Origin of the sequence: Shinella sp. CPCC 101442 (assembly GCF_024704725.1) — a bacterium.
Classification (GTDB): domain Bacteria; phylum Pseudomonadota; class Alphaproteobacteria; order Rhizobiales; family Rhizobiaceae; genus Shinella.
In genome coordinates this window covers 1-19,687 of sequence record NZ_JALIQS010000014.1, presented here as the reverse complement: position 1 = coordinate 19,687, position 19,687 = coordinate 1, and the positions used below count along the sequence as shown (strand labels likewise).

The following is a 19,687-nucleotide window of genomic DNA, read 5'->3' as shown; positions in this document are numbered from 1 at the left end:
TGTCCTCTTTTCTTGCTGTCCTAGCGGGCAGTCGCCGGCTTTGCGGACAGGTCGGGCCGCCATTCGGCCCAGGGGCGCGGCTTGCCATCGAGTGCCATAACGCGGCCCCCGTCGGCGGTGTCGTAATAGATGCCAAAGCAGCCGGCTTCGCGCTCCCGGAAAAAGCGCATCAACATGCCCTGCTTCATCTCACCGTCGATCAGCTCCCAGGGGTGTTCCTGAACGCTGAACAGGCGGGTCTCGATACCGTTAGGGCTTTCCGGCTCGGCCTCGCCATTGCTTTCGACGGAAAACATCATCGTCGTGCGCCGCTCGCCCACCTCCTGGAACAGGGAGTAGAGAAGCGAGGCTTCCGCCGGGATACCGAAGCGGGCAAACAGCGAACGCAGCACACCGGTGTGATGCTCGCCCGCTGAGAGTGCCGCACCCGGCAACTCCCAGCGATCGCTGCCCTGCCGCCGGCACAGCAGAACCTTACCGTCGCGTTCAAGCAGGCCTCCGACAAAGAGAGGCGCGCCAAGCTGCTCCAGTTCGCGCACGGCAAGACCGAAGCCGACATAGCCGCCACGGAAATAGCCGAGCGGCTGGCCGTTCTTCGACTGGAAGCGATTCACGGCGCCAAGCAGAATGATGTGATCGCCGGCATCGATGACCCGGTCGCGTCCGCAGATCATCGTTGCCAGGCTTTCGTCAACGAAGGGCACAACATCACCAGCAAGCCTTGCCAGCGCATCCGCCTTCATCGACAGATCGCGCGAGGCGAAAGCGTTGGACATCTGGCGCTGCCAGTCGCCCAGCACGCTGATGCTGAAATTCTCGGCCGAGACGAAGGTGTCGAAGCTGCCGGAGGTCTTTGCCAGGCATACAAGCACCAACGGCGGATCGAGCGATACCGAGGTGAAGGAGTTGGCCGTAAAAGCGCGAACCACACCATCCTCACCGCGTGTCGATACCACGGTTACGCCGGTCATGAAGGAGCCGAGCATGTCGCGGAAAAGACGGCGCTCGCAGCCGTTCGCATCCACCCAGGTGTGTGTCATCCCAAGTCCTCGGGTTCAGGTTTGGCCGTGGCCGATTTCGCCGGCTGATTGCGCCCGCCCCGCCCCCTGCCGCTTCAACAGCGGAGAGCGCGGCAGGCGTTCATGTCAGGCGGTGACCCACCAGCGTTCGATCGCCTTCATGCCATCCAGCGGCAAATCGGCATTCTGGCGCTCAGGGGTCTGTACCGCCTCACCCAGTCCATTGACGTAGTTCATGAACATCGGAACGATGGTGCCGCCGTCATCGCTTACGATGGCCTGCATCTCGCCATACATGTCCTTGCGCTTCACCTCGTCGAGTTCTGCACGCGCCTCGAGGAGAAGGCTATTGAAGCGCTCGTTGTCCCAACGCGTATCGCCGAAGGACGCGCCCTTGGCGTAGATCAGCGAGAAGATGGCGTCAGGGGTCGGACGGCCGGTCCAGTAGCAGGTGCAGAACGGCTTCTTCGCCCACACATTGCTCCAGTAGCCGTCGCTCGGCTCCCGCTTCACGTTGATGTCGATACCAGCGGCAGAAGCGGATTCCTTGAACACGACGGCAGCATCGACAGCGGTCGCAAACGCCGCGTCGGAAGCGCTGAGCTCGACCGACAGGCTATCGAGGCCTGACTGCTTCAGATAGTGCTTCGCCTTGTCCGGATCGTAGGCACGCTGCGGCAGTTCGGCATTGAAATAGCGCTGGTTGGCCGGGATCGGGTGGTCGTTTCCGACGACACCATGCCCTTGCAACAACGTCGCGACCCACTGTTCGCGGTCGATTGCATGTTTCAGCGCCATGCGAACGTTCTTATCGTCATAGGGCTTGATATCGACCAGCATCGGCATGGTGGCATGGCAATAGCCCTGCACCTCATCGACACGCACCTTGCCGGCGCGCTGCAGCAGGGCGATGGTCTTCAGATCAACGCGGTTCATCACGTTGATCTGGCCGGTGACCAGCGCGCTCTGGCGCGCGGTGACGTCGTTGATCGCGATCAGCTCAACCGCATCGACGTGGGCGCGCCCCTGTTTCCAGTAATTGGCAAAACGTGTTGCCGTGGCCCGCACGCCCGCCTCGAAGCTTTCCAGCTTGTAGCCACCGGTACCCATGCCCGACTGCCAGTCGACGCTGCCGTCGGCATTCGCCGGCATGACGCCGAGATGATAGTCGGACAGGAGAATGGCGAGGTCGGCATTGCCGGCAGCAAGCTCGATGCGGACGCTTGTGGCATCCTCTGCCTTTACGTCAGCAATCTGGGAAAAGATGCTCTTTGCAAGCGATGTGGTCTTCTCGCCACGATGATGGTTGATTGACGCGATCACGTCGTTGACGTCCAGCGACTTGCCATTGTGGAACTCGACGCCCTTGCGCAGGCGGAATATCCACGTCTTAGCGTCCGCACTCGATTCCCAGCTTTCCGCGAGCTCTCCAACTGCATTGCCGTCCGCATCGAGCTCGATGAGGTTGTTGCGCAGGCCGCCATAGCTCAGCGCCATCATGAAATCGTCCCAGGCGAGAGCCGGATCGAGCGTGTCCGTGGTGTTGGCGCCGCCGAGACCCATGGTCAGCGTGCCACCGCGCACGGGCTCAGCCCGCGCCGTCCCCGGCAGGGAGAGCCCGCCGAGCATTGCCGCGCCACCAATGGCAGCCGCACCCTTCAGAACCCCTCGGCGGGAGAGGTTGCGCTTGGAAAAACGATCCCAGTCGAAATTGCTCATTTCTTTCTTCCCCAATGGCGCCGCTTCAGTGCGGGCCGCAACGTCGAATATTTGTACATCCGTACGATCTCTATTTCGTACATCTGTACCATTCATCTTGTCAATACGGAAAGTGTGACTTATGAGACGGTTGATTGAACGCTCCGCGAATGCGCGACGCCATGCTCTTGCCGGGAGCGCGATGTGCGATGAATATGGCGCGCGGACAGATGAGGAGGATGCAGCGTGACTGAAGCCAAGAAGAAGCAACGCACCTTCCGCTCCTCGGAGGATCGGCGGGCGGAAATCATCGAGGCGGCCTTTCAGTGCATCCAGGACGTCGGATATGCGAAGTTGACCGCGCGGAAAATCGCCGAGCACTCGAATATCTCGCTGGGCCATATCACCTACCACTTCAAAGATATGAACGAGGTGTTGGTCGAGACCTACCGCTATGCATCTCGAACCCTGCTGGACGCGACGTTTCAGGACGTCGGCCGTTCCTCGAAAACGCCGATCGAGCAGCTGAAGGCCTTCCTTGGTACAGGCTTCAGTCCGGCTTTCCTGAAACACGAATATCTGCGTGTGCGTGTCGATCTCTGGTCGGCGGCACTTTCCCATGCGCAAATTGCGGAAACCGAGCGTGAACTTTACGACCGCTACCGACTGAATCTCTTGGACGTGCTTCAGAAGGTGCGAGAGGAAAGGCAGGGCAGCGAGGGGGACGTAAACCTCCTCGCCGACAGCATAATGGCAATGCTCGACGGCCTTTGGCTCGACTGGGAACGTCATCATAACGATGCATCCATTCGCAACGGGCTGGAAGGCTGTATCCGACTGGTCAACGCAGTCCTTCCAGCTGCGGAACACTCCGTTACTCAACCGATGAACTGAACGCCACGGTGCTTTCCGGCTTCCGCCTGGACCCTGTCGCAGCCCTCTCCAAACCGAGCGCGGCCGTATCGCAATCTCCGATCGGCAAAGGCACGAAAAGCGGCGACCAGCGACCACGACGAGACGTTGCCTCCGCAAGCGGGTGCGCCACCAATATTCGTTGCCACAAAGATAGTTTCGGGCTCGACACGTTCATGGGATTCTCCGATCAAGCGACTGCGTTAAGGTTGCTCTTGCAAAAGTGCGGTGCGACCTCGGATGCGAAACGGTGCATCATCTCAAGCATGTCCGCCTGGCTCTGGCCGAAGCCGCCACTGAGGATGACCTCATCAATGCCGGCCTCTTCATAGGCTCCCAGGCGATCGACCATTTCGGCCGGCGGACACACGAGAACGTTGCGTTCCAGCTCCTCGACCGTCTGCTTGCGGGGGAGCGGCTCAATCAGCCCCTTGTTGACGATGCCTGGGCCGGAAAAGACGTTGTCGAACCGCTTGTAGTACTCATGGATCAACGCGACGCAGCGTTTTGCATCGGCGTCATCCCGCGCAGAATAGGCAACACGCTGCAAGGACAGCCGGCTGTTCTTGCCTTTTTTCCCGGCCGCCGCCTTGCCGCGCTTGAACGCATCCACCTGTTCCAGCAGAACGGAATTCGATTCCTGGAGCGGCGTCGTCTGGACGCTCAGGCCGCGGCTTGCGGCGGCGTAGATCGCCTCCGGCGCCATGGCCGCGACCATCATCGGGATCGGCCGCGCCGGCCTTGGCATGATGGTAATCGGCTCGAAGCGATAGTATTCGCCGTCCCAGGAAACCTCTTCTCGCGACAGGAGGGCGCAGAGCACATCGAAGGATTCGTCGAATTTCTTCCGGGTTTCGGCGATCGGCGTGCCCAGTCGTTCAACCTCGTAGGCAAAGGCACCACGACCGACGCCAAGCACGAGGCGGCCATTGCACAGGATATCCGCCTGCACCACTTCGCCCGCAAAGATGCGCATGTCACGGACCGGCAACACGACGATCGCCGTCGTGATCTCGATGCGGTTCGTCATGCTCGCAATCTTGACGGCCATTTGCAGCGGGGAAGGCACCAGGAGGACATTGACCAAGTGATGTTCGGGGATCGAAACGGAACGAAACCCGAGGCGCTCCGCAAGAAGCGCTTGATCGATCATGTCGCTATAGAGCCGTTCGCCGCCGAACTCCTTCGTCGGGAGATAGCTGGTCAGGAAGTAATTGAAATCCACGGAAAAGTGCTCCCTCTCTGTTACTCGTTGGAACGCCGCACATGAACGACCTTGGCGTGCCGGGGAATCACCACCCGGCTTGCAAGCCGGGTGGTGCATGAAAAGTTCGTTGTGATAGCGCCTACTTGCCAGTCCAGGATTTGACGCGCTCCGGATTTGCCGAAACCCACTCCTTGGCGACGGTGGCAGGGTCTTTCTTGTCGATCGTCATGGCGTAGATCCACGCACCGACTTCGCTCGGCTCGATCGCTACTTTGTTCAAGAAGGCTGCAATTTCCGGCGCACGTTCCTCAAGCGAGGAGGAGTAGGCGATAAAGATCGGCTGCGGCGGAGTCGCACAGGTAATGCGGCTCTGCTTCAACCAATCCGGCGACTCTTTCGGGTCGACATAGTTGTAGCAACCATCGGCCTTGTACTCCGGTGTGGCCTTCTTGCTTTCCATGGCAAAGCCATCGAAGTCCGGCTCTTCAAGCTGTGTCAGTTCATATGCCTGATGCAGGGCTTCCGGTTTCCAATAATAGAACAGCAGGCCGTTCGTCTTCTTTGCCTCGACGCTGGCAAGCTGCGTCTTCATCAGGGCATCAGAGGCAACGATCGGGTCGTAGAACTCTTCCAGTCCATAGCTCACACCCTTGACCCGATAGATGTTCGTAACGCCCCAGCCCGGGGCACCCGGCCAATAGTCGCCGCGGCCGTCGCCATTGATATCGAAGAGCGCGGCGATTTCCGGCTTCTTCAAATCCTCAATCGACTTGATGCCGTGCTGTTCGGCGAAGAACTTCGGAACGTAGAATCCGTCAGTGGCATCGTAGGGCTTGGCATTCAACCTCACCTTACCCTCGCTGGTGACGAAACGGTCGATATTGCTCTGCTGCGCGCCAGACCAGACCGCCGGATGCACATCCACCGAACCGTCGCCCTTTCCCATCGCAGCGAAGATCGCTGTCTGATCGGCGGCGATTAGGCTGACCTCAGCCCCGTAGGTGTTGGTAAGGATTTCGGCGAGAACCGCGTTCACCGCTCTCGGTTCATCCCAGGTGAGATCGGCGAGGACGATCTTTTCTCCGGCACCTGCCGCAAGCGGCTGAATGAGCGCAAGGACGCCGGTAAGAGCAAGCGCACGGATCCGTTTCTTCAACTGCATGTCATTGTTCCCCTTGTTGATTGGAATGGATTCAAAGATCTGTCTTGCGGCCACTGCCCGCCAGGCGATCAAACAGCACGGCACAGAAGACGATTGCGAGGCCCGCGAGGATGCCTTCGCCGTATTGGACGTTCTGCAGTGCGAAGAGGACGTTATAGCCGAGCCCGCCACCGCCGATCAGCGCGGCAACGACCACCATCGACAAGCACATCATGATCGTCTGGTTGATGCCTGTGCGGATGGAGGGCAGCGCCAGGGGAAGTTCCGCCTTGAGCAGCATCTGAAGGGGCGTGGCCCCATGCGCCTGCATCGCTTCACGAACATGCAACGGAACCTGCTCGATGCCGAGGCAGGTGAGCCGGACGAGAGGCGGCAGCGCGAAGATCACCGTCGCGATCAATGCCGGCGGCTTGCCAATGGAGAAAAATGCGACCGCCGGCAACAGATAGACAAAGCTCGGCATAGTTTGCATAAGGTCAAGGACCGGTGATGCTATGGCGCGGCTGGTCGGACTTTTCGCAAGAAGAATCCCGGCGGGGATACCGATGACGACACAAACACAGAGCGACGCCAACACCAGTGCCGAAGTCTGCAGTGCCTCCGCCCAATATCCGAACAGCCCCAGATAACCGAGCGCCATCCAAACCAAGACGAGCAGCCCTGCCCCGCCCCGCTTCCAGGCGGCAAATCCGACGACGGCAAAAAGGACAGGCCAAGGCGCCAATGTCAGGACATTCTCCAATCCCTTCAGAAGCGCCAGAAGCCAGCGTGTCACGATGCGAAAGAAGACATCGCCCTGCACGGTGAGATACGTGACCGCCGCATCGATCGAGGCTGCGGCTGTGCCGCGCACAACCTGCGACGATGGAAATGTAGAAAGCTGCGCTGCGATCGGCCCGGTCATGTTGGCAATAGCGATAGTGGCTAGGCTGAAAACATAGAGTGACAGTTCGATCCACGGCTGCCACGCCGAGACCTCACGACGGAATTTCGTCTCCGGCCCGGCAAACCGTGCCAACGCGATCGCCGCCGCGCGCGAGAGGCCAAAGACGAGAAACATGCTGCCGAAAAGACCCTGCATCGCCAACCACATCGCAGCGCCATCCGCGAGCAGATAAAGCAGCGGGAAACGTCTTGGCCGCGCTGAAGCGCAAAGAGGCCCGACCAGAAGATCGGCAAAATGGAGGATGACCGGTTTTCGGTTGCTTTGGCGTGCCGCCACTGCTGCGGTCAACGTTGCGGAATCAGCGGGCTGAAATACCATCGTCACATCTCCTTCTGTCTCTTGCCATGCCCACCAACGGCGACCAGAATTTCCCGCGGCCCAACAACACCGATGATCAGCCCCCCATCGACCACAGCGATGGGGCGATCACTCTCGGTTTGCAGGGTGATGAGCCTGGCAAGTAGTGTGCCGCGTTCGCAGACCGGCCACCCCTCCGGAACGGCGGAGGCCAAAAGAGCTGCGGCATGCCCTGGATACTGTGTTGGAAGCACCATGATGCGCTCGGCATCGACGAAATGGACCGGCGATATGCCCTCGACGAATTGGGCGACATAGTCATTGACGGGCGACAGCACGATCTCGGCGGGCGTTCCTGTCTGAACGATCTGCCCGTCACGCATGATCGCAATCCGGTCACCAATACGGATCGCTTCGTCGAGGTCATGGGTAATAAAAAGCGCAGTCTTGCCGAGTGTTTTGACAAGCCGCCGGAACTCCGTCTGCAACTGCTTGCGGATCAAAGGATCGAGCGCGCTGAACGGTTCGTCCATCAGCAGGATGTCGGCGTCCGCTGCAAGCGCCCGCGCCAATCCCACGCGCTGCTGCATGCCGCCGGAAAGTTCGCTCGGATAACGATCTCCCCAAGCCGAAAGCCCGACGACAGATAAAGCCCGTTGGACGGCCGCATGTGCCGCGAGACCCGTTTCGCCTCGCAATTCGAGCGGAAGACAGGTATTCGCCTCCACCGTACGGTGCGGCAGGAGAGCGACATTCTGGAAAACCATCCCGATCTTTCGGGCCCTCAGCTCCCGTAAGGCTCTGGCATCGAGAGCTGAGATTGAACACTCGTTGACAAGGATATCTCCGGCCGTTGGCTCGATCAGACGGTTGACGTGACGGATAAGGGTCGACTTTCCCGAGCCAGAAAGCCCCATGATGCAGAAAACCTCGGACGGACGGACGTCGAAGCTGACATTTTTCACCGCGACGACGCAGCCATGCTCTCGGCGAGCGCACTCCACGTCGATCCTCTCAGCAAGAAGCTCGCCTACAATCCTGTCAACGACCGGCTTGTGTCCAAAGACCTTCCAAACGTTCCGGCAGGAAACAACCGGTGCTCGAGCTTCGCCGGGATACCACGTGTCGAACTGCATGTTGGGTACAGCGTTCATTTGACCTCATCGACGGATCGAAGTTGCAGAAGCCGGGCGGGCGGCTTGCGAAAACGTGATCGGGCCTCGTCCGGCAAATCAGTTGCCGACCCGAGATGGAGACCGGCGTGAAGAGTTTTCCCTTCGCGGCCGGTGGATGAAGAAAAATTGACAGAAAGCCATAATCCTGTAAATCAAATTATTATGGTAATAATATTCGTATTTTTCGAACTTTCTCATTCATTTGAAACGGGACGGGACACATGAATCTTTCTCACGTGCACACGTTTGTGGTGGTGATGGAAACGGGTAATCTCAACAAAGCCGCCGCCAAGCTGAACGTCACGCAGTCGACCGTGACGGCGCGCATCAACGCGCTCGAAGATTTGCTTGGTCAGAAGTTGCTGCGGCGGGTTAAGTCCGGCGCCGAGCTGACAGCCACGGGTTCCAAATTCGTCAAGCACGCCCAGATCCTTATGCAGGTCTGGAACCAGGCTCGTCATGACACCTCGCTGCCGAGCGGATTTGACGACGTGTGCAATCTTGGCTGTACCGACGCTCTGTGGAACGGAGCAGGAGAGCTGTGGCTCAATACGACCCGGTCCCGCTGCCCAACGGTGGCCGTGAACGTCGAGAGTGGAAGCGAGGCGGAGATGCGTCCGTGGATCATCAATTCCATTGTCGACGTCGCTATCGCCTATGAGGCACCTCCGGCGACTGGCTTTTCCATTAGCCCGCTTTTCGAAGATATCTTCATCGAGGTGGCGACGGTCGAGCGCGGCCTTATGCGGTGGGACCCTATGTACGTCTATGTCGATCACGGCGAAGAGTTCCGCCGCTGGCACGCAGAAACGTTTCCGGTTGATGACACAGCCGTGGTGACGTTCACCAACGGCGTCTTCGCCTTGAACCATATCCTGAAATGGGGCGGATCGGCCTATTTGCCGTATCGGATTGCCAAGGACCGAATGGACGCCGGCCAGATTTTCGAAGTGAAGGATGCTCCTCGCTTTCGCCGCACCGCCTATCTCGCCCGTAACACAACTCGAACCGAGAACTGGTCCTGGTTCGATGAAGTGCATGCCGGGTTCAGAGAGGCTGCGGAAGAACTCGAGCTTTCCGCTCTGCGCTGATTTTGGCCTAGCGGGAAAGCTTGGGTAGAATAGGTACCTATCTAGGGGAAACAACAGTAGCCCTCTTGGTACATACGTACAAAAACTTCGTACATGTGTACCAATTAGTCAAGTGCTATTAGCAGGCACCCTTCGGACTGGAGTGCCCGCGACACAGAGGTTATGACTCCAAAGATCGAATTGAGCAGCAAGCCTAACATAAGTGCCGACCCCATAGGCAAGACCGTCACCAGACGCCGTCAAGACAATGCTGATACTTATAGGCAGGACAGAATTCTCTACGCTCTTGGGGGGTGACGAACCTGCTACCCGCTCATCAGACCCAATAAGTAACTCGATTGCCATCAATTCGAGTATGCCGGTCGATAGTGAGGCGTAAGGCCATATTATGGTCTGAGACGGCTCTGCCTTTACGCGGTTAAAGCGCATGGCACGCGTATCGCTGCGTTCACTTCGGCCACCACAGTTTCCAGACTGTAGGGCTTCTGAAGGAAACGCTCATTTGGCGGAAGCTCGCCCTCGTTCGGCACTCTCCCGGAGGTGACGATGACAAACATGGAATTGTCGAAGCCGCGGACGAATCTTATGAGGTCGAGTCCGCTCAGTCCTCCCGGCATATCTACGTCGGTAACAAGACAATCTACGTGTCGATTTCCCAAGACAGCAACGGCTTCCAGGACACTAGAGGCCTCGATCACGAGGAAGTCCTCGTGTTCCAGTGCATCCGCCAATACCATTCGGATCAAGGGTTCGTCATCGACAACAAGGACGGTACGCTGTGACATGCTCGCCTCCAAGGTTCGTTAAACAGTCAACTCGTGCCCCATGGGTTTTGGTCGTCCCCGACAAAAACTCTTTGCCAACAAACTTAATAAAATGCCAACGATCAGCCGTCCTGCAAGGCAGATGGGTCTTTGGTTGCGCATGTTCGGAGTCGTCACCCCTTTGCCCCCAAACAGGGTGTGTCGGCACTACAATGCCTTGCCCCCGCCAAGGGGAACATGTGAACCTCCAGGGCGTTACCGCCGCGTATCAAGTACGCGTGATGTTCAGATCGAGCACCGCAATTGACGATACCCGTCTCTACCGCCCTTCCCCACGAAACCGTCCAAACGAACCTTTCGACGCCCGCCGCCATTGACAACATCAGCCGGGGCGCGATTTTCGCAGGCGTGACGATCGCGCTCGCGGCTAATGCAGCCTGAAGGTTGCAGGCCGACATCTTGCCGGACTTGTTGTCACGCTCCAGCTCGTAGCCGAGCCTCTGGCCCTCTACGATTTCGCGCATTCCGGTGCGTTCGACAGCCGAAATATAAACGAACGCGTCAGCGCCGCCGTTGTCGGCTAGATGAAGCCGAAGCTCTTGGTGGAATTGAACCATTTTAGTGTGCCTGTGGTCATGACGATGAACCCTTTCAAAGCAATCTTTAACGACCGCGGAGCCGAAGGTCCGCCGATGGTGGTAGCGATTGATTTTGAGAGGGAAGTTCGTCAGGCGCGGTGCTGATCGCGCGGCAACCAAAGTTCAGCAAGCAAAAGATCGATAAACTCAAAATAGTCGTTTCGGCGCAGATCTCAATCGTTGGTTATCCTCCATCCGGCCCGGGGAGCCAAATTAAAAGCTAAGAGCCCGTTATCGTTGAGAAATCCGATAACGGGCTTTTTCTTCCCCACAATCCCTCCCCGCTTTTGAAATCCGCATCGTTCAATGGTGGAGTCGAACCTCAACGCGGGTTCTCAGCGCCGGCAAGTGCGACCGACTCTGTTTTGCCTTTCCGCGATTCCTCGTAGATCTCTTCGTCGACCTCTTTCTCCGCCTGCAGCCAATGGCTGAGGCTTCGCCCCTCTAGGGACCCTTCAGCCTGCCAGAGATCGAAAGCTCGCGCTGTGATGCGCCTTTCGCGTGGATCGTTCATGGCACTCACCTTAGACCGAGGAACGACAAAACCACCAGGACGACAACGACCAGTCCAACGATATAGATTATGCGGTTCATGACGCTCTCCTGTTTTGATCAGAAGGCGAACGTTGTGTGCGAATGTTTGTTCCTAAGCCGCCGCACCTTGGCGAGCGGCCGTGTGCTTTAGGCACTCTTACGTGGGGGTGACGACTGTCCTTGCTGCCAACTTGGTGCCAAAGCCTCGACAGGTAACCCCGCTTCAAGGCAGGCGGACACAAACGCCTCACGCGCGACAGCTACCGGTGCCATTCGATAGAGTGCAGCGCGACACTTCTCGCACGCGCGCTTGTATCGCGCGCCGTGCCGCAAAGGCCATTCATTATCAAGGAAATCGACGGTGTCGTGCAGGCTCTCAAATGAGCGCGACACCCCGTTGGGGAAACGAACGTGAAGGGGTACAGAGAAGTAAACGTCAGCCAGCATCGTGGTGCTCCTTTCAATTACAATTCTGGCGGATTCGATATGGTTTTCCTCAGGGCGTTTTCAAGATCGGAACAACGTGAGCCCAGGATCGTTTCCAGCGCATTGCTAAGGAGGATTCAATGGCTATCGAAAACGCACCGACCGAAGAAGGCAAGGAAGGCGCCAGGGGCCTACACAAGGCCGCACGGGCCGATGAGCGCAAAGTTGAAGCTGAGAAGGGTTCTGACCTCGCCAAAGGCGCGGATCGCTTTGAGGAGCGCTCCAGAAGCTCTGACGGCAAAAGTGCCGGTGAAAAGCAGCGTTGACGAGAGGCCATTGAGTGACGGGCCTTTCTTTAATGACGGCTGAAGCACGTAACTCTTGTTGTGCGTCGCAAACGACCTATATTGCGACGCAATAACAGGAGAGAAAAATGACGATTAACGTGCCGAACCCCATTGCCGAACTGCGTTCCTCCAAGGGCTATTCGACCGAACAGCTTTCCATCCTGTCGGGCCTCACTGAATCGGAGATCATGAAGCTGGAGAGTGGCACGCTCGTCGATCCGGCTAAGATGGCCAGGTTGCTTGCCGCGGCGGGCGTGAAGGCGCTCTAAGCACGCCGTTTTGGGGCCTTCCTGACGTTGGGTTTAACTCCTTGCAGACAGCGGCATCGCCTCAGGCAATGTGACGGCCATACCTTGAGTGGCCCGCGCTCCGCGGTGTTGGAGCGGGTGGTCAGCGCGGGCCTGTGGTATAAAAGGCCGAGGCAGCCACGAGGGCGCCACCGGCAAGAGCCAGCCGACAATGCGGGAACGGCTGGCGGGAAACTAGTTGGTGTAGGCGATCTCCTTAGAGAGCCCTACCAGCTCGCCATACATTGCTACACTCTCGGTGCTGGACTCTTCAATCCGGATGATGCGTAAAGAGGCAATGTCCTCGAACGAGCAGTCGAAGCGGTGCGGCATTCCGTCATAAAAAAGAGCAGTGAGGTCGCAGCCGTTGATTTCCATGATCATGATTGAGCTGACCGTGCGATCTGCCTTCCGGAAGGTGATGATATCGCCGACCTGGTAGATAGGCGCATCCGCCGCGTGGAAGACCTCTTCCAGGTACGCTTCGGCCGTGTGTGGGTTATTCGCGTGCGGATGCGCTGGCGATCTTCTCGGTACCAGCCGGCGTGGAGCGAGCCTTCTGTCGACAGTATGGGGGGCGGTATGCATGGCTTGGTCTCCTCGTTGACTTGTTACTGTGTAATAGTTATTTGATACAGGGTGTCACTTATGGATCCAAGTCAACTTAGGATGGCTCGCGCTGCGCTAAAAATTGGCGTTCGAGACTTATCCGCTATCGCCGGCGTCACGACGGCGACAATCACTCGATACGAGAACGAGCGCGGTGGGCTTAACGCAGTCACCCATGGAAAGCTCAAGTCTGCCCTCGAAGGCGCCGGGATTCTCTTCATCGATCAGAACGGCAATGGCCCTGGTGTCCGCCTGCGAGATCGACAGGAGTAGCGTACAGAACGTGGGCTATCCGAACCTGCTAGGTTCTTCTTGAGGAGGGCCGTTCAGGACGTAAGTCAGAAGGCGTAAGGCGACATCGCTTCCGTGACCTAGAGGGTCAATAAGTCGAATATATTCCTTCAATATCTGTATCGTAGCCACATCTGGCGCGGCCGCGGCAGCCTCTAGTTCGTTCAGGAGATCCAACGCGTAGCGCGTTTCAGAGTAGCTGGCGGCCATTCGCTGAAATTGCTTCACAGTGTCTCAAACGCGCTCCTCGTACGAACTCGGCCCCGGAGCGATCAGCGTTACCGGCGGGATCGCGCTCCCTATCATGAACGCCAGATCGTCATCCTCCAGCGCGATGCGGGATGGGCTGGCTTTACCCCTCGGTTTCGGCCAAGCCGCTGAGCAAGCCGCTCCCGGCCGGCTCTCTTTCCGTGGAGCAGGTCGGCTGATGCGCTATTGCTTCCCATATAGCCATGCCGCCCTCGGCTGCTAGGTACACGTCGAAGATGCCGAAGCGGCTGAGGGCATGCGCTTGGTGGAGTTCGGCGACGGCATCGCGATGATCGGGGATTGGCACCGGGACGGCGACGACACTCACCTCTGCGTCCCGGCGTATCGCACGGCCGGCGGCATGGATGTCGATATGCGCCGCGGGCGACTGCTCAGGAGCGAGACTGGAACCTGGCGTTCGCGGCGATCAGCGTGACGCACCCTCCGGCGCCTTCCTCCCGAAATGACGAAGGGCGCTCAACCCTTTCGGGGAGCGCCCTTCGAACCCGAATGACTGCGAACGCGCGACGAGTTTCGTCGCTGCAGGCAGATCATCTGTGACGGGCTGTAAACGATAGATGGGGTGAGGCATCCGAGAAATCAAGATCGTCGAGATTCTCGATCGCCTTTAGTGGCGCATCCTTGACGATTGCCTGCCCTAATTGCCATTCACAGGCTGGGAACATACTCGCACCGTTCGCGTCTGCCTTCTTATAGGAAGCCCTAGCCTTTCCGGGAAACACTTGCCTCCTCGATTTGAAGCTCCGCAATGAAGCCGGCCTTCGCAGCGCGTTAATCCTAACTCCTGTTAACCCAGCGTGTTTGGTTCACACGTTTACTCTTTGGGCCTAATCAGTCTTTCGTGTTCGAACGAAAGCTCTTCTCTCCATGGCAAAAATTATCGGTACTGCGTCAAACGACCTCCTCTATGGCACCGACGTCATCGACATCTACAAAGGGCTGGGTGGTGATGACAAGTTCGTCTGGAGCAAGGGGAACGACCTGGTCTACGGAGGTGATGGCTGGGACACAATGTCCTACTATCACTACATAGGCGACGTGACGGTAAAGCTCGCCAGCGAGGGGCGTGGCGACGCTATCGGCTCTCTCGGTGATACGAAATATCTTTACTCCATCGAGGCGGTCATTCTCGGCAACGGCAGCGATGTGGCCACTGGTGATTCGGGCGCAAACACATTCTTCGGGCGGGGCGGCGACGACCGCTTCATCTATTCGCCCGGCGAAGATATCATGTACGGCGATGACGGCTGGGATACGCTCGATTACTTCGCATACGCTGGCAATCTCACGATCAAAATGAACGGCGAAAAAATAGGCACGGTCAAAGCCTCGGATGGCGACCTGCAATACTTCTATTCGATTGAGGCGATTATCCTCGGCCGCGGAAACGACCTTCTCACAGGCGATGCCGGCGCGAATTCGATCTGGGGCGGCGCAGGCAATGACATGCTAGACGGCGGCAAAGGCAATGACATGCTGAAGGGTGGTTCCGGTAACGACGTGCTGCGCGGATACGTTGGCGCCGACCGCCTTACCGGCGGCAAAGGCGCAGATCAGTTCATTTTCAAATCGATCGGTGAATCGACTGTTAGCGCTTCGGGCCGTGACGTCATAACCGATTTCAGCCGATCGCAGGGCGACAGGATCGGCCTGTCCGGCATCGACGCCCGCGATGCCACGAGCAAGAACGATGCCTTCACCTTCATCGGCGAGAAGACGTTTTCCGACAAGGCCGGCGAACTTCGTTATTTCCACAAGAGCGGCGACACCTTCGTCTATGGCGACGTGGACGGCGACGGCAAGGCCGACTTCGCGCTCCGCCTCGACAAGACAATCGACTTGGTGAAGGGCGACTTCATCCTGTAGAGTGCGGCTCGCGCCGATCGCTAATGCGCCGCGAGGAACAAATCCAGCGCTAGCCGGTTTGAAGGCGGTACTGGTCTAAAGCCTATAGCCCCGCCTCGCGCGGGGCTCTTTTGTTTCTCGCGCATTGCGGATCAGCGAACTTGGGAAGGACCGAACCGCAGGCTTCGTACGAGCGATGCATCAGTTTGGGAGGCCTTGAAGCATGGCCGCATCCGAGCGCCGCCGCATTAGCAATGCCTCACTCGTGCGATTTGGATCGGCAAAGCATTGTCATGAAGCTGAAGAAACTGCGTCTCCTCTTCGGGAAGAGAAGCTTGCAGGTCGCAAACGTGGCGGTCGCAAGCAGGCTTTGGGAGCGAGACGGCTTATCGCACGACCATCACGGGCCAACGAATCGAGTCACCGCGCGAAGCGAGGGCTATACCCGTGTCTGCGCCTGGGCCAGGAACAACCAACTGTTGCTCTCTCAAGGATCTGGTTCCAATCGGAGCCTTTTCTCTGACGTAGGCTGCGGAATAGGCTTGCAAGTTCGCCCTGAGGTCTATTCACACGCAGTTCAGATTGACGGTCTTATGTTGTTCTCGGTTGCTGTGCATGCGACCTGAGAGGGGTCCGCATCCCAAGCGCCAAGCTCCTGCGGACCTCTCACAAGGGCCCGCGTACTATCTCGAGCCCCGAGCGCGACGTACCCAAATTAGGCTCTCAGCAACGGCACCCTATCGACTTCAGGCGCGGTGGGGGTGCCTGAGAAAGCTCGCTCAACAGCTACACCTGGATCCCCAATTGACGATTGATTGAGGCAATGCTTAACTAAATCACAAGATGAAAAAGAGGGGATGCGGTGAAGATGAGTGCATTACAATAGGCATCCTTATCGTCGCGCCGTGCGCTGCCTTGGGGTGCGGAAGCAATGAATACGAGCAGTGTTGGAGAGTCGATCTTGGCCCACTGGGGGAGGCAAAGGATTGCAAGTGCCTGCCTAAAATCGGAGGAGACGCTGGAAGATTGGCCGAAGAGGTGAAGCCACACATTGCGCAACTTGCAGAAGAAATTCAAAAGACGCCAGAAGCGCTTCAAGAATGTTTTAGCGACCTAAACAAATGTAAGGATCAGATATTGGCTGCGCCGCTATCTATTCCGGTACAGATTTACATGGATGGCCTCTACAAGCAGTCGCATGGGCGAACGCAGTCCTTTTCTCCAGAATTCGTTTCGCTTGCTCAGCCTAAGCGTCGATGGCGGCGATGTGGCCAAGCCCGCCTTCACCTTTTTTTCATTCCTCTGAGAGGTAGCGACCACTTCACCTAACACATGGCCGACACGCCGATCAAGAACGCCGCGGCATGCTCCGCGGCATGCGCGTCGGCTGGCAGCGGCCAGTTGATGACGCCCATAGTCAACGCGATATGATCTACGTTGGCTCAACCCTAGTGATTGCGTCTGCCATACTCGCCACCATGCGGCAACGATCTGATAACTGCTCGTGGCGGCTGTCTTGAATAGCGTGGCGGCGTCATTCCCGCTGGAGATTTATCTGGGGCGGTAAGCTCGACGGCTGCATAAAGCAAGCGGCTATGCCGAATTTTCGGTACAAATTGACAGTTGTCAGGCGTAGCGGAACCGCCTTGCTGGGGATGCATTTCCAATCGAAAGGAGATGCACATGAGAACGATCACTCACATCACTATCGTCGTCTCGATGATGGTCAATGCCGTCATCTTCGGGGTTGGCACTATCGTCATATTGACAGTGCCCGCACTCAACGATCAGGCGAAGTACCTGCTTCCAGTCTGGACGACCTTCACCTTCTTAGTAAGCCCCGTTGTTGGTCGCTTTCTGGCGCCAACACTTCGTCTGCGTGAACATCCCGGCGACAAGCCGACCCTCCAATAGATTCGGGGGGATTTTTGGGCAGGAACAAACCTGGACACATTCCGATTATCGCTCTGCGCTGATCGAGCCCCTTTGCCCCGACTTCCTCAGCGGGGATTTTTTTGCGTAGCAGGACGAATGCAACGAGGAAGATGGGAATAACGTTTGAAACGATGAAGCTCGGGCAATACCGAGCGATGACCAGCGCAGCGGAGGCAGCGAAAGAGGCAGGGGTATTTATCCGGCAGCCTCTCTTTGACCGCCGACGATCCTGTTTTACGTCGGCGAGCGTTCGGAGATGGAGTGTATCTGGCAATGCAGAACTTGGAGGCCGCTGAATGAACAAGAAATCCGATGAGATTGTCGAGGCCATTGCGGCCATTCATGCCGCCCACACAAACGCGTTGGTTGTTCTGGTCAAAACCCTCAAGGAGGCTGGCGTACTAGATCCGACCCACTACGCCGCAAATATCCGGATGACCATCGAGGCCAACAACTCTCGTATCGGGCCGGACGTTCAGAGGTTGCTCTTCGACCTTGCAGAACTGATGGAGATGCAAGACGAGGTCGGCACTGCGTGAGCTCGCGCGCGGTTACGGGCGTCGCAAGTCGCTGTGCGTCCCTTCGTTTAGAAGTCCCAGGCCGACCCCCATCTTTGTTGGGAACATTCCAGTGCCTTCAGAGTTTCTGTCAATAGATATGCATCACCCGATGCTAATGCAAAGCCTTCTTCAGCTATGAGACGTTTATCAAGGGCCAGCATCGGAAGTCTTTTGGAATATCCCGGTGTCTCAAGACCACCTGGATTAGGGAGGCTGGACATTCCCCCGAGCGGCCAGCCTCCCGTTCCGGTCTTCTGGTCAGTCGTGTCACCGCATCAACCATTCAGATGCGACCGGCGGCGGCAGTGCCGAAAAGAGCCGCTGGCGGATGCTCGCATCTTTTCTCCGGCAAGCAAAATCAGAGGCGAGGATGAATAGGGTTTCCGCTGATCTCGTCTTAGTCGGTAACGATTGGGTTGTTGTGATTCTTGAGAATGGTGAAGAAACGAGCTTCTCCTTCGCTCTGAAGGAAAATGCTGAAAACTGGCTTCTCGCCCAAGGCATTCGGCTGGGTTTCGTTGCCCCACCTAACGCCGCGGTCGGCGATTTTGTCGCCTTTTGTCCAACAGCCCTGTATGAGGGCCATAGTGAGAAGTAATCGGCTCGAAACAAACTGGGCCTGGTGCAGCTATTCGCCGATAGAGGCTCACTTCCCAATCAGTTGAAAAAGAGAAGCACCTGATGTCCGATCAAGCCTCACAACGCATCAACGGCGCTCGGGATCCGCTGATGCTTAATTGCCCCGGCAGAACTTGGGGCGACGCGGACGAGACGAAAAGGGCCGTGCAGGAGATGGCTGACACTGAGCGACGCGCTCGGCAAAAGAAAACAGTAGCTCTCCGGGCTCTGCGGCTTTCAAAGGCACTCGCGTCGCGGGACTAAACGCTCGATGTTCGCTTCTGCCGATGCACTATGCCCCGCCCTGTGCGGGGCTTTTCTGTTAAAGGGAACCAGTGATCCACTTTCGCATTTTTCGAGGGAGCGAAAGATATGGAGCCTGCCGTGTACGCATCGATCCCCTCACCCCGTGAACCCCTTAGCGATACCGACACGCAAATCGAATGCGAGCTTGCAATTGATGCGCCAGTGCGGGACCTGTTTGACTCGATAATCCAAGCCGGCTGGCCGCCAAAAGTGGCCTTCTCGGCTCTGAAGAATGTCGCTGAGCATCAAGCTCTAGCATACGTTGAAGACCCAGATCCCGCAGATGATCCGCCAGAATCGCGGGCGCCTGTAAAAATCCCGCTCGCTCCCTTTTGAGACGACTACGGAACCATTCCCTTGCGCAAGCATTTCAGATCGCCATTTTTTGGTTCAGCCTTTGCCCCGCCTCGCGCGGGGCCTTTCTTTTGAGGAGCAAATGCCCCACCGCATCAATCTTATCGGTATATGCCTTTTGTCGATGTTTATCGTTATCTTCGGGTCGATCTTGGTTATGCCTTTCCTCAGCAGCAAGAGCGGTGCGCCGACGGAAGTCAACGTTGATGCCGCAGCCGCCACCGGCGAGCCGTGACCGACAATCTAGGGAGGCAGGCAAGGCAGAATCCACCGCGACCGTGGAGGCATCGACAATAACGGGACGTGAACCCTTTCTCGTCGCAGACAGCGGCGGTGCTGGATTCGACTTCCTGCCGAATGAGCGTATCATCGCCCGATCGATGGCCATTGATACGG

Annotated in this window: 19 protein-coding genes and 2 pseudogenes; 9 read left to right on the top strand and 12 right to left on the bottom strand. The window is 57.7% G+C overall.

All coding sequences use genetic code 11. The features are described from left to right. Window positions 1-20: 20 nt before the first annotated feature. Window positions 21-1,040 (bottom strand): flavin reductase, encoded by a 1,020-nt coding sequence (locus MUO32_RS27615; protein ID WP_257951591.1) that lies wholly within the window; start codon window positions 1,038-1,040, stop codon window positions 21-23. 105 nt (window positions 1,041-1,145) lie between these two features. After that, window positions 1,146-2,738, bottom strand: coding sequence for an ABC transporter substrate-binding protein (locus MUO32_RS27610; protein WP_257951590.1), 1,593 nt, complete (start codon window positions 2,736-2,738; stop codon window positions 1,146-1,148). A 225-nt stretch (window positions 2,739-2,963) separates the two neighbouring features. Between MUO32_RS27610 and MUO32_RS27605 the strand changes: the two genes are divergently transcribed. Next, complete coding sequence (locus tag MUO32_RS27605) at window positions 2,964-3,611, top strand: TetR/AcrR family transcriptional regulator (protein ID WP_257951589.1); 648 nt, start codon at window positions 2,964-2,966, stop codon at window positions 3,609-3,611. Between the two features lie 208 nt (window positions 3,612-3,819). Here MUO32_RS27605 and MUO32_RS27600 read toward each other — a convergent pair whose 3' ends face one another. From MUO32_RS27600 to MUO32_RS27585, 4 genes are read right to left on the bottom strand one after another with little or no spacing between them, the layout of a single operon-like run. Continuing rightward, window positions 3,820-4,953 (bottom strand): LLM class flavin-dependent oxidoreductase, encoded by a 1,134-nt coding sequence (locus MUO32_RS27600; RefSeq protein WP_257951588.1) that lies wholly within the window; start codon window positions 4,951-4,953, stop codon window positions 3,820-3,822. Window positions 4,954-4,975: 22 nt separating this feature from the next. Then, window positions 4,976-6,070: a glycine betaine ABC transporter substrate-binding protein gene (locus MUO32_RS27595; RefSeq protein ID WP_257951587.1), complete on the bottom strand. Its 1,095-nt coding sequence runs from the start codon at window positions 6,068-6,070 to the stop codon at window positions 4,976-4,978. Further along, on the bottom strand, window positions 6,030-7,262 hold the full coding sequence (locus MUO32_RS27590) for a proline/glycine betaine ABC transporter permease (protein WP_257951586.1): 1,233 nt from the start codon (window positions 7,260-7,262) through the stop codon (window positions 6,030-6,032). The genes MUO32_RS27595 and MUO32_RS27590 overlap by 41 nt, the downstream gene beginning before the upstream one ends. Before the next feature lie 2 nt (window positions 7,263-7,264). After that, window positions 7,265-8,395: an ATP-binding cassette domain-containing protein gene (locus MUO32_RS27585; RefSeq protein WP_257951585.1), complete on the bottom strand. Its 1,131-nt coding sequence runs from the start codon at window positions 8,393-8,395 to the stop codon at window positions 7,265-7,267. A gap of 242 nt (window positions 8,396-8,637) precedes the next feature. On the opposite strand from MUO32_RS27585, the gene MUO32_RS27580 reads away from it, so the two are divergent. Further along, complete coding sequence (locus tag MUO32_RS27580) at window positions 8,638-9,507, top strand: LysR family transcriptional regulator (protein WP_257951584.1); 870 nt, start codon at window positions 8,638-8,640, stop codon at window positions 9,505-9,507. 410 nt (window positions 9,508-9,917) lie between these two features. Here the strand turns inward: MUO32_RS27580 and MUO32_RS27575 are convergent, their stop codons facing one another. From MUO32_RS27575 to MUO32_RS27560, 4 genes and pseudogenes are all read right to left on the bottom strand, one after another. Next, the gene (locus tag MUO32_RS27575) at window positions 9,918-10,292 is read right to left on the bottom strand and encodes a response regulator (RefSeq protein ID WP_257951583.1); all 375 of its coding nucleotides are present in this window, start codon (window positions 10,290-10,292) and stop codon (window positions 9,918-9,920) included. A 410-nt stretch (window positions 10,293-10,702) separates the two neighbouring features. Further along, a pseudogene (locus MUO32_RS27570) lies at window positions 10,703-10,908 on the bottom strand (cold-shock protein); the annotation flags it as partial. A 323-nt stretch (window positions 10,909-11,231) separates the two neighbouring features. After that, entirely contained in the window at window positions 11,232-11,423 is a 192-nt protein-coding gene (locus MUO32_RS27565; protein ID WP_257951582.1) for a DUF2934 domain-containing protein, read from the bottom strand. Window positions 11,424-11,590: 167 nt separating this feature from the next. Further along, on the bottom strand, window positions 11,591-11,890 hold the full coding sequence (locus tag MUO32_RS27560) for a DUF982 domain-containing protein (RefSeq protein ID WP_257951581.1): 300 nt from the start codon (window positions 11,888-11,890) through the stop codon (window positions 11,591-11,593). Window positions 11,891-12,009: 119 nt separating this feature from the next. Here MUO32_RS27560 and MUO32_RS27555 point away from each other — a divergent pair, with 119 nt between their 5' ends. Then, window positions 12,010-12,195, top strand: coding sequence for a hypothetical protein (locus tag MUO32_RS27555; RefSeq protein ID WP_069058632.1), 186 nt, complete (start codon window positions 12,010-12,012; stop codon window positions 12,193-12,195). Window positions 12,196-12,302: 107 nt separating this feature from the next. Then, the gene (locus MUO32_RS27550; RefSeq protein ID WP_257951579.1) at window positions 12,303-12,485 is read left to right on the top strand and encodes a helix-turn-helix transcriptional regulator; all 183 of its coding nucleotides are present in this window, start codon (window positions 12,303-12,305) and stop codon (window positions 12,483-12,485) included. A gap of 213 nt (window positions 12,486-12,698) precedes the next feature. Here MUO32_RS27550 and MUO32_RS27545 read toward each other — a convergent pair whose 3' ends face one another. Continuing rightward, on the bottom strand, window positions 12,699-13,091 hold the full coding sequence (locus tag MUO32_RS27545) for a hypothetical protein (RefSeq protein ID WP_257951578.1): 393 nt from the start codon (window positions 13,089-13,091) through the stop codon (window positions 12,699-12,701). A gap of 600 nt (window positions 13,092-13,691) precedes the next feature. Here MUO32_RS27545 and MUO32_RS27540 point away from each other — a divergent pair. The 5 genes and pseudogenes from MUO32_RS27540 to MUO32_RS27520 form a co-directional block, all read left to right on the top strand. Next, window positions 13,692-13,831 (top strand): annotated as a pseudogene (locus MUO32_RS27540) (SOS response-associated peptidase); the annotation flags it as partial. A gap of 709 nt (window positions 13,832-14,540) precedes the next feature. After that, on the top strand, window positions 14,541-15,539 hold the full coding sequence (locus MUO32_RS27535) for a calcium-binding protein (RefSeq protein WP_257951577.1): 999 nt from the start codon (window positions 14,541-14,543) through the stop codon (window positions 15,537-15,539). Between the two features lie 1,662 nt (window positions 15,540-17,201). Then, window positions 17,202-17,432, top strand: a complete 231-nt coding sequence (locus MUO32_RS27530; protein WP_257951576.1) for a hypothetical protein — start codon at window positions 17,202-17,204, stop codon at window positions 17,430-17,432. Between the two features lie 317 nt (window positions 17,433-17,749). Next, window positions 17,750-17,992 carry a hypothetical protein gene (locus MUO32_RS27525; protein ID WP_257951575.1) on the top strand — a complete coding sequence of 81 codons (243 nt, stop codon included), beginning with the start codon at window positions 17,750-17,752 and terminating at the stop codon, window positions 17,990-17,992. A 391-nt stretch (window positions 17,993-18,383) separates the two neighbouring features. Beyond that, window positions 18,384-18,611: a hypothetical protein gene (locus MUO32_RS27520; protein ID WP_257951574.1), complete on the top strand. Its 228-nt coding sequence runs from the start codon at window positions 18,384-18,386 to the stop codon at window positions 18,609-18,611. Window positions 18,612-19,307: 696 nt separating this feature from the next. Here the strand turns inward: MUO32_RS27520 and MUO32_RS27515 are convergent. Then, window positions 19,308-19,687: hypothetical protein (locus tag MUO32_RS27515; protein ID WP_257951573.1), on the bottom strand; the 380-nt coding region annotated here is incomplete at its 5' end.